8 protein-coding genes are annotated in these 8,960 nt (G+C 73.6%); 4 read left to right on the forward strand and 4 right to left on the reverse strand.

Annotated elements, in window-relative coordinates; translation table 11 throughout:
* From L1885_RS17865 to def, 3 genes are all read left to right on the forward strand, one after another.
* Positions 1-1,027 (forward strand): HD-GYP domain-containing protein (locus L1885_RS17865; RefSeq protein WP_235798130.1); only part of this gene is annotated, 1,027 nt, incomplete at its 5' end.
* A gap of 91 nt (positions 1,028-1,118) precedes the next feature.
* Positions 1,119-2,123 carry a tetratricopeptide repeat protein gene (locus L1885_RS17870; RefSeq protein WP_235798136.1) on the forward strand — a complete coding sequence of 335 codons (1,005 nt, stop codon included), beginning with the start codon at positions 1,119-1,121 and terminating at the stop codon, positions 2,121-2,123.
* A 211-nt stretch (positions 2,124-2,334) separates the two neighbouring features.
* The gene (def, locus tag L1885_RS17875; RefSeq protein WP_235798131.1) at positions 2,335-2,988 is read left to right on the forward strand and encodes a peptide deformylase; all 654 of its coding nucleotides are present in this window, start codon (positions 2,335-2,337) and stop codon (positions 2,986-2,988) included.
* Between the two features lie 138 nt (positions 2,989-3,126).
* Here def and L1885_RS17880 read toward each other — a convergent pair whose 3' ends face one another.
* Positions 3,127-4,128, reverse strand: a complete 1,002-nt coding sequence (locus tag L1885_RS17880; RefSeq protein ID WP_235798132.1) for a GlxA family transcriptional regulator — start codon at positions 4,126-4,128, stop codon at positions 3,127-3,129.
* A 93-nt stretch (positions 4,129-4,221) separates the two neighbouring features.
* Between L1885_RS17880 and L1885_RS17885 the strand changes: the two genes are divergently transcribed.
* Positions 4,222-4,413 carry a hypothetical protein gene (locus L1885_RS17885; RefSeq protein WP_235798133.1) on the forward strand — a complete coding sequence of 64 codons (192 nt, stop codon included), beginning with the start codon at positions 4,222-4,224 and terminating at the stop codon, positions 4,411-4,413.
* Here L1885_RS17885 and L1885_RS17890 read toward each other — a convergent pair.
* The 3 genes from L1885_RS17890 to L1885_RS17900 all read right to left on the reverse strand — a co-directional run bounded on the left by L1885_RS17890 (position 4,374) and on the right by L1885_RS17900 (position 8,680).
* Positions 4,374-4,940, reverse strand: coding sequence for a hypothetical protein (locus L1885_RS17890; protein WP_235798134.1), 567 nt, complete (start codon positions 4,938-4,940; stop codon positions 4,374-4,376). The genes L1885_RS17885 and L1885_RS17890 overlap by 40 nt on opposite strands.
* A gap of 260 nt (positions 4,941-5,200) precedes the next feature.
* A complete protein-coding gene (locus L1885_RS17895; protein ID WP_235798135.1) occupies positions 5,201-7,291 on the reverse strand; it encodes a putative Ig domain-containing protein in 2,091 nt (696 codons plus the stop codon).
* 432 nt (positions 7,292-7,723) lie between these two features.
* Positions 7,724-8,680 carry a ribonucleotide-diphosphate reductase subunit beta gene (locus L1885_RS17900; RefSeq protein WP_235798137.1) on the reverse strand — a complete coding sequence of 319 codons (957 nt, stop codon included), beginning with the start codon at positions 8,678-8,680 and terminating at the stop codon, positions 7,724-7,726.
* Positions 8,681-8,960: the final 280 nt, after the last annotated feature.

The following is an 8,960-nucleotide window of genomic DNA, read 5'->3' on the forward strand; positions in this document are numbered from 1 at the left end:
GGAGCAGCGTGCCGGCGCCCTCGCGTACGCGCTGCTCGGCGAGAGCGCGGGCCGGGTCGCCGGGCACGGGGTGCTGGAGACCGTCGCCGTGACCTTCGCCGCGGCCCTCGCGGGCGGCGCCGTGCACGGCCCCGCGCTCGACCACCTCGTGCGGCGCACCCTCACGGTCGCCTTCGCGGCCGCCTGCTTCCAGCCCTGGTACGTCCTCGGCGGCTCGTACTACACGGCGCTGCTCCTGCTCCTGCTCGTGCTCACGGCGCTGTGCGACGCGGTGCTCTCGGCCGTCCTGTGCGGGGTGCGCACCGCGGAGCCGTTCGGGCCCCTGCTGCGCGAGCAGCTGCGCTCCCTCGTGGGCATCTCGTCGGCCGTGTGCGCCACCGGCGTCGTGACGGCGCTGGGGGCCGCCGTCGCGGGCCTGTGGGCGCTGCCGGTCTTCTGCGTGCCGCTGATGCTGACCCAGCTGGCCTTCCGCCGGTACGCGGCCGTGCGCACCACCTACCGCCAGACGATCGCCTCCCTGGCCCGTGCCACCGAGATAGCGGGCTGCACCCGCGAGGGCCACGCCCGCAGGGTCGCCGAACTCAGCTGCGCGGTGGGCCGCGACCTCGGCCTCAAGGGCCGCGACCTGACCGTCCTCGAGTACGCGGCGCTGATGCACGACCTCGGTCAGCTCTCCCTCGTGGACCCGGTGCCCGAGGGCGCCACCGAGCCGCTCCCGGAGGCCGAGCAGCGGCGCATCGCGCTGCTCGGCGGGGCCGTCGTCCGGCAGACCGGAGTGCTCTCCGCCGTCGCGGTCGTCGTCGAGCGGCAGGCCGATCCCTACCGGGAGCAGCCGCTGCCCGCCCGGATCGTCCGGGCCGTCAACGCGTACGACGACCTGGCAGGTGACAGGGCCCGTCCGGGCGTGACGCTGGACGCGCTGGAGCGGCTGCGGCTGGGCACGGCCCGTGACTACCATCCCGACGTGGTCGAATCCCTCGCACGTGTCCTCGCACGAGGCGGTCTTACCCCGGCCCCGGTTGGGTAGCCCGTGAGTAGAGAGCAGGCACCCGACATGGTTGGATGCGAAGAAGACAGTGTCCTGGGGCAGTGACCCGAGCGACCGGCAGGCGGGAATCGTGAGGATCTTCGGGAAGGTACGGCATCGGCCCTCCGCCTCGTGGCGGCAGGCCACCGACCGCGCGTTCACGCTGATCGGTGACGGCCGGTACGACGACGCGGGCGCGCTGCTGACCCGCGCCGCGGACATGGAGCCGTGGCTGTCGGAGTCCTGGTTCAACCTGGCGCTGCTGCACAAGTTCCGCCACGACTGGGAACAGGCGCGCGCCGCCGGGCTGCGGGCCGTGGCGCTCCTGGACAAGGAGGCCGGCGCCCCCGACTGGTGGAACGTCGGCATCGCCGCCACCGCCCTCCAGGACTGGCCGCTCGCGCGCCGCGCCTGGCAGGCGTACGGGCTGCGGGTGCCCGGCAGCCCGCACAGCGCGGAGGCGGCCGAGGAGCCCGAGGGCATGGACCTCGGCAGCGCGGCCGTGCGCCTCTCCCCGGAGGGCGAGGCCGAGGTCGTGTGGGGCCGCAGGCTCGACCCCGCGCGCATCGAGGTGCTCTCGATCCCGCTGCCGTCGTCGGGGCGCCGCTGGGGCGAGGTCGTGCTCCACGACGGAGTGCCGAACGGCGAGCGCACCACCGCCGGATCCACGGACGGTTCGCCGCACGTGTACCCGGTCTTCGACGAGATCGAGCTGTGGGCGCCCTCGCCGGTGCCGACCTGGGTCGTGCTGCTGGAGGCGGCGGCCGAGGAGGACCGGGACGCGCTGGAACAGCTCGCCGCCGACGCGGGGTTCGCCGCCGAGGACTGGTCGTCGTCGGTGCGGCTGCTGTGCCGGACCTGCTCGGAGAGCCGCATGCCCAGCGCCGAGGGCGAGGGCGAGTACCTCGACCCGCACGACCACAGCGAGCCCGGGCACCCCGGCCCGCTCGGCCACCGCACGCCCGGCGAGCTGTGGACGCCCGAGCGCGAGTGCGGCATCGCCGCGCCGCAGGGGCTCGTGCGCGGCCTGCTCGACGGCTGGGTCGCAGACAGCCCGGACAGCCGCGAGTGGCGGGACCTCGAAGAGGTGTGCTGAGCGCACGCCGGGCAGGCGCGCCGGCGGCGGTGCGGCACGGGCGCGGCCCCCAGGGCCCGCACGCCTCGTGCGCGGGCGCGACCGCTCCGTGACGGACGCCGCTTCGGCGGCCTGCCCTTAGGCTGTATGGGCACATCGCGCGCTGTGCCGGGCCGGCCCGGGCGCGGTGGGGCCCAGCGGCACAACGGTACCCAGGAAGGCGACTGCGGACATGACGCAGCAGGAGACGGACCAGCGGATCGACGAGGGCGTCCTCGCGAGTGACGAGGACGGGTTCGTCGTGGACACGGTGGACGCCGAGGAGCGCGAGAGCGCGCACCGGGAGCGCGGCACGTCCCGCCCGATCACCGTCGTGGGGCACCCGATGCTCCACCGCGAGTGCCGTACGGTCACCGCTTTCGACGACGAGCTCGCGGCGCTGATCGACGACATGTTCGCGAGCCAGCGCACCGCCGAGGGCGTCGGCCTCGCCGCGAACCAGATCGGCGTCGACCTCAAGGTCTTCGTCTACGACTGCCAGGACGACGCGGGCGTGCGCCACGTCGGCGCCGTGTGCAACCCGGTGCTCGTGGAGCTGGACCCGGAGCGCCGGAGGCTGGACGACTCGAACGAGGGCTGCCTGTCCGTCCCGACGGCCTACGCGGAGCTCGCCCGCCCCGACTACGCCGAGGTCACCGGCCAGGACGCCAAGGGCAACCCGATCAAGGTGCGCGGCACCGGCTACTTCGCCCGCTGCCTCCAGCACGAGACGGACCACCTGTACGGCTACCTGTACATCGACCGCCTCTCCAAGCGCGAGCGCAAGAACACGCTCAAGCAGATGGAGGAGAACACGCCCCGCTACGAGACCGTCCCCAACGACTGACGACTGACGACTGACGACTGACGACTGGCGACGGGCGCCGGCCACCCGCGATCGGCGGGCGCCCGCCGGCCGGCGACCGAGGGGCGCCCGCGCGGGCCGGATCGCCCGGCGGCTCCCCGGCAGGGGCGCGCCCGGCCCTCAGCGGCCGGCCGGGGCCGGCACGGCGGCCTCCCCCGCGCCGTGCGCCTGCCCGCCGCGGAAGGTGCGCCGGTACGCGTGCGGTGTCGTGCTCAGGGTCCGCAGGAAGTGGTGGCGCAGGGTCGCCGCGTTGCCGAAGCCGGCCCGGCCGGCGACCGCGTCCACCGTCTCGTCCGTACCCTCCAGCAACTCCTGTGCGAGCAGTACTCGTTGGCGCAGCAGCCAGCGGTAGGGCGTGGTGCCCGTCTCCTGCTGGAAGCGGCGCGCGAACGTGCGGGGTGACATGTGCGCGCGCTCCGCGAGCTGCTCGACGGTGATCTCGCGGTCCAGGTGCCGCTCCATCCACGCCAGCACCCCGCCGACCGTGTCGCAGCCGCTCGGCGGCACGGGACGCTCGACGAACTGCGCCTGGCCGCCGTCGCGGTGGGGCGGCACGACCATGCGGCGCGCGATGGCGTTGGCCACCTTGGGCCCGTGCTCCAGGCGGACGAGTTCGAGGCACGCGTCGATGCCCGCCGCGGTGCCCGCCGAGGTGATGACCGGGCCGTCCGCCACGTAGAGCACGTCCGGCTGGACGTCCGCGCGGGGGTGGGCCAGCCGCAGCTCGTCCGCCTGCCGCCAGTGCACCGAGCAGCGGCGGCCGTCGAGCAGGCCCGCGGCGCCGAGGGCGAAGACGCCGGTGCAGACGCTCAGGACCCGGGCGCCCCGCCCGACGGCGCGGCGCAGGGCCTCCAGCAGCTCGGGCGGGAAGGTGCGGCGCGTGTAGTCGTTGCCCGCGGGCACGCAGATCAGGTCCGCGGACTCGAGCCGGTCCAGACCGTGCAGATTCCCGAGGGTGAACCCGCAGTGGGTGGAGAGGGTCGGGCCCTCTGCCGAGGCCACGGCGAAATCGTAGACGGGCAGGCCCTCGTCGCCGCGGTCGAGCCCGAACACCTCGCACACGACACCGAGTTCGAAGGGATGCACGCCGTCGAGCAGGACGGCGGCCACGTTTTTCAGCATGCCCTTCAGTGTGCACGATCGTGGCAGTAATGCGACGGTGCACGGCAGTTCTGCCACTGCCGGTAAGGAGTTCCCAGCGGAACACTGATGTCCATGAACGCACTCGTGAACAACTTCGTCGGAATCGTCCTCGACCTGGGGATCTTCGCGCTCGTGGCGCTCCCGTCCCTGGTCTGGCTCGCGCACGAGCGCCGGGTGGACCGTCAGCTCCGGGCGGCCGCCGGCGTCGGGCGGCCGCCTCGGCCTCATCCCTTCGCCACGACCACCGTGACGGTCCACTCCTGAAGGGCCGTGCAGGACATGCGCCCGGGATCGCGCGGGCACAGCGGCCGGGACGACGTCAGCCGGACGGTGCCGGCCGCCGCGGCCCGGAATCGGGCGGACGCGTCCCCCGGCCCGCCGGAGCCGCCGCCCAGCCGCTCCAGGCCCCCGCCTTCGCTGACCACGGGCCCCCAGGGCCTGGCGGCCGTGCCGTCGAGGCCGACGCGGATCATGTCCCCGGCCGCCAGGCAGTAGGTGTGGCCGGTGTCGGCGGCGCCGAGTGCCCCGCTCGCCGCGGCGCAGGAGCCGCCCGACGGCGAGGGGGGCGCGCCGGGGGACGAGGGAGCGGGCGGTGCGGACGGGGGTGACGGTACGGGCGGGGACGACGGCGCGCCGGGGGACGGCGGCGCGGGCGGGGTCGGTGGAGCGACGGGCGACGACGATGCGGGCGGCGGCGGGCCGGCGCTGCCGCCGTGCCCCGTTCCGCAGCCCGCGAGGAGCAGGGTCAGAGCCGTGAGGGCGAGGGTCTTCGTGCCGGATGTGCGTCGCATGGGCGGCCTCCTCGCGGTTCGGACGTGCCACCGGCCGTTCCGGATCCACCGGGCCGGGGATGCGCGGGGGCCGGTCGTCACCGCGTCGTACGACCGGCTCCGGCGGGAGCGGTCCCGTACCTGGAGGTGTCCGTCACGGCGCGGGGCCGCTCGGACCGGAACCCGCCGAGCCGGGAGGCCGGCCGGTCCCGGCCGACCCCCCGGCTCGTACCGCGTGCGGGGGCCCCGGCCGCCGGCGCGCGACCGGGGTCCCCGTCCGCTCAGGAGGTCGTCAGGGCGGTGTCGTCCACGACGAAGCTGGTCTGGAGCGAGGAGTCCTCCGTGCCGCTGAACTTCAGCGTGACGGTGGAGCCGGCGAAGGAGGACAGGTCGAAGGTCTTCTGGGCGTAGCCCGAGGCCTTGTTGAGGTTGGAGTAGGTCGCCAGCGTGGTGGAGCCGGCGGTGACGGTGAGCTTGTCGTAGGCCGTGCTCGTGCTGGTCTCCGACGAGTCCACGTGCAGGTAGAAGGTGAACGTGGCCCTGCATCCGGCGGGGACGCTCACCGACTGGGACACGGAGTCGGTGTGGGTGGTGCCGTAGCCGTCCATCCAGGCCTTGTACGAGCCGCTGTGCGCCGCCTCGCCGGAGTCGGTCGTGATGACGCCGCTGGACGCGGTCCATCCGCTGCCGCCCGACTCGAAGCCCGGGTTGGCGAGCAGCTGGGCCGAGGTGCAGGTGCCGCCGCCGGAGGTGCTCACGGTCCAGGTGAAGGAGGCCGAACCGGAGGCGCCCGCGGCGTCCTTCGCGGTGACGGTGACCGAGTACGTGCCCGCGGTGGTCGCCGTGCCGGAGATCAGACCGGTCGAGGCGTTGATCGACAGCCCGGCCGGCAGCCCGGTCGCGCTGTAGGTGAGGGCCGCGCCCGTCGAGTCACTGGCCGTGATCGCCAGGCTCACCGAACTGCCCGTCTTCGTCGACTGGTTGCCGGGGCTGGAGACCGTCACACCGCCGCCGGTGCCGGAGCCGGAGGTGAAGGCCGCGGTGCCGTTGGGGGTGCCCCAGCCGGTGGGTCCGTCGTAGCCGGCGGTCGCGGTGCAGAAGTACGACGGCGAGCAGGAGCCGTTGTTGCCGCTGGTCACGTCGTACAGGCTCGACGTGTGCGCGTAGGGGTACTTCGCCGGGTAGTCGGCGGAGCCGGGGGTCCCGGCCAGCGCGTAGACGCCGGCGATGATCGGGGACGAGGCACTCGTGCCGCCGTAGACGGCCCAGCCGGAGCCGCCGTAGGTGTCGTAGACGGCCACGCCGGTGGCCGGGTCGGCGACCGCGGAGACGTCGGACTCCATCCGCCGCGAGCAGCCGGTGTCGGTCTGCCAGGCGGGCTTCGTCTCGTACGCGGAGCAGCCGGATCCGGTGCCCTCGGTGCTGTTGGTCTTCCAGACCGACTCGCTCCAGCCGCGGGAGTTGGAGGAGGTGGTCAGCGCGGTGCCGCCGACGGCGGTCACGTACTGGGACGTGGCCGGCCACTCGGCGCCGTAGGCCTCGTCGCCGGAGGAGACGGTGATCGCGACACCCGGGTGCTTGAAGTACGAGGTGTCCGCGCTGGTCTGCGAGGAGGACTCGTCGCCGCCCCAGCTGTTGGAGACGAACTTCGCGCCGAGCGCGACCGCCTCGTTCTCCGCCGCGCCGAGGTTGGCGTCGGTCGGCGAGTTGGCCTCGACCAGGAGGATGTTGCAGTTGGGGCAGATGGCGCTGACCATGTCGATGTCGAGCGCCTCCTCGCCGGCCCAGCCGCTGTCGTTCGTCGGCAGCGAGGTGGTCGAGCCGGTCTGGCTGACCTGCTTGAAGCAGCCGTTGGCCTTCGTGCAGGCGGACAGGCCGAACTGCGAGCGGTAGGTGGCGAGGTCGGCCGCGGCGTTCGGGTCGTTGTACGCGTCGACGATGCCGACGGTCAGGCCGGAGCCGCCCGTCGAGGGCAGGTTGTAGGCGCTGTGCAGGTTGGCCGGGCTGAGGCCGGACACCGCGGCGTCGGGCGAGACGGCCGCGGCGAGCTTCTGGGCGATGTCGGTCCTGCGCTCGGCGAAACAGGACGCCGTGCCGGGCCGGGCCGCGGCGGAGCACAGGCGCTCGGTCGGGACCTGCGCCCCGGCCTTGCCGGTCGGGTGGACCGTCTGCCGGGCGGGGTCGGTGAGGGCCGCGGCGTTCTGGGTGCTGGGGGAGGCGGCGGAGACGTGCGGGGCCGGCGCGGGCTGCGCGCCCGCGGGCGGGGCGGCCGCGAACCCGGCGAGGCCGAGCGCGAGGGCCGGAAGTGCGGTGACGAGGAATCTTCGCAGGCTCCGGGTGGGTCTTCCGGAGGACGTGAGGCGTGAACGCATGGGGGTGTTGCCTCCATCTGTTCGAGGCCGGCGCCGTGTGGGCCCGGGTGAGGGCTCCGCGCGGTGCCACAGCCGGAATGGGCGGTTCTCGGCTCTTCGAAGGGGCGGGCCCGTGACGCGCGTAGCACGAGCCGTCGGGTGACGGCCAGATATGGTCATGGGCATGCCAATTCGACGGTCCTGCCGTGCCGCGGAAGGGCGACTCGGCGGGACGGGCAGAACGTAGCCGGGCCCGGCGGCCCCGAACAGTCGTGCGCGCAGAACTTTGCCGCCCCATGAACCTGAATTGGCAGGGGGATTGGCGGCGGGCGGCGGAAGCCGAGGGCCGCCCCGCGCCCCCGGCTCCCACCGCCCCGCCCCCGGCCGTCCCCGTCGATGAACCGCGTTCAGCGGGCCGGCTGTTGGCGCTGCCGCCATGTAATTGACGAAGCGTCAGAACTCTTCGTCGAGGGCGACCGAACCCTCCACCGCGACCTGGTAGGCCGAGGGGCGCCGCTCGAAGAAGTTCGTCAGCTCCTGCACTCCCTGGAGCTCCATGTACGAGAACGGGTTCCGCGAGCCGTACACCGGCTCGAACCCGAGCCGCTGGAGGCGCTGGTCGGCGACACACTGGAGGTACTCGCGCATGGAAGCCGTGTTCATGCCCGGCAGGCCCTCCCCGCACAGGTCGTGCGCGAACTGGAGCTCGGCCTCCACCGCCTCCTTGACCATCTCCGTGACCTGGCCGCCGAGCGCCTCGTCGAACAGGCCGGGGTCCTCGCGCCGCACGGTGTCGACCACGTCGAACGCGAAGCTCATGTGCATCGTCTCGTCGCGGAAGACCCAGTTGGTGCCGGTCGCCAGGCCGTGCAGCAGGCCGCGGGAGCGGAACCAGTACACGTAGGCGAACGCCCCGTAGAAGAACAGGCCCTCGATGCACGCGGCGAAGCAGATCAGGTTCAGCAGGAAGCGGCGGCGGTCGGCCGCCGTCTTCAGCCGGTCCAGCCGCTCGACCTCGTCCATCCAGCGGAAGCAGAACGCGGCCTTCTCACGGATGGACGGGATGTTCTCCACGGCCGCGAACGCGGCGGCGCGGTCGTCGGGATCGGGCAGGTAGGTGTCCAGCAGCGTCAGATAGAACTGGACGTGCACCGCCTCCTCGAACAGCTGCCGGGACAGGTACAGGCGCGCCTCGGGCGAGTTGATGTGCTTGTAGAGGGTCAATACGAGGTTGTTCGCGACGATCGAGTCGCCCGTTGCGAAGAACGCGACCAGCCGGCCGATCATGTGCTGCTCGCCCGGGGAGAGCTTCGCCAGGTCGGCGACGTCGGAGTGCAGGTCCACCTCCTCCACGGTCCAGGTGTTCTTGATCGCGTCGCGGTAGCGGTCGTAGAAGTCCGGGTAGCGCATCGGCCGCAGCGTCAGCTCGAAGCCGGGGTCGAGCAGGTTGCCGCGGCGGGTGCCCGCCTCGGACCCGGTGGCCTCGGCGGCGTCCCGGGCCTCCGCGGCGGCGGACAGGGCGGCGCCGGGCACGGCGGACGGGGTGGAGGTGGCGGGATTCACTGGCATGCCTCGCAGGATTCGGGGTTTTCGAGGGAGCAGGCGACGGCGTCCTGGTCGGCTGTCGGCGCGACGGGCGAGACGGGCGCGGCCGGGGCGGCGGCGCCCGCGGCCGGCGCCGCCTGCGGGG

This window comes from Streptomyces fuscigenes, assembly GCF_021556455.1.
GTDB lineage: Bacteria > Actinomycetota > Actinomycetes > Streptomycetales > Streptomycetaceae > Streptomyces > Streptomyces fuscigenes.